Annotated in this window: 1 protein-coding gene; it reads right to left on the minus strand. The window is 46.5% G+C overall.

All coding sequences use genetic code 11. From position 1 onward, the window contains the following. Positions 1–119: 119 nt before the first annotated feature. Entirely contained in the window at positions 120–812 is a 693-nt protein-coding gene (locus tag K5Q58_RS20580) for a GntR family transcriptional regulator (RefSeq protein WP_051413056.1), read from the minus strand. Positions 813–865: the final 53 nt, after the last annotated feature.

Below are 865 nucleotides of genomic sequence, written 5' to 3' on the forward strand. Positions count from 1 at the left end.
CATACGAGATCTAGTACGGTCTCGTGGGCTCGGTATACCAACGGCATCAATAAATCACGCATCTATTGAATGACATTTGTATGACTCGTGCACTCATTAAAATTTGGATAATCATTTTTCTATTGGCTTTGCTGTAATGTCGCTAAGCGTTTCTCTGTATTCTTTCTGCCCTGCTCAATATGGCGTCGCATTAGTAAACTGGCTAACTCACCATCTCGCTGGGCAATCGCCTCGACAATGCGCCGATGGTCAGCCAAGGCCTTGGTCGGCCGGTTGATGTTGGTGCATTGATAACGATACATTCTCAGTAGGTGATAAAGACCACCAATCAAGGTTTCTTGAAGGTGTTTACTCCTACTGGCCTGAATGATTCGATAGTGAAAATCCACATCGCCCTCTTTTTGAAAGAAAGTATCCCCAGCCGCTAATGCCTGCTCTTGTTTGACGAGCAGTGCCTCTAACTGTGCGAGTTCCTCTTGATTGATATGTTGTGCCGCAAGCTCACAGGCCATGCCTTCTAATACGCTGCGCAGTCGATATAAATCGTTAAGCTCCTCGATTGTTAATTCTGCAACCCGCGCGCCAATATGGGGTGTTCTGACAATGAGGCGTCGTCGCTCTAGGGTGAGCAGTGCTTCTCTTGTCGGCCCGCGACTCATTCCATATTGCTCAGCTAATGCTTGCTCATTGATTTTACTGCCTGCAGCTAACTCGCCCTTAATAATACTGGTTTGTATTGCAAGCAAGGCCTTATCAGCCAAGGTTGCACCAGATTTTGTCGGGTGACTTGTTTGATGCTTGGACAGGTTCAAATGATTCTGCTCTCGGTTTTGTGTGCACTGGTAAAATGAGAGAGAAAAAGGGA

The sequence above is a fragment of the Shewanella sp. KT0246 genome (genome assembly GCF_019654955.1).
Classification (GTDB): Bacteria; Pseudomonadota; Gammaproteobacteria; order Enterobacterales; family Shewanellaceae; genus Shewanella; species Shewanella goraebulensis.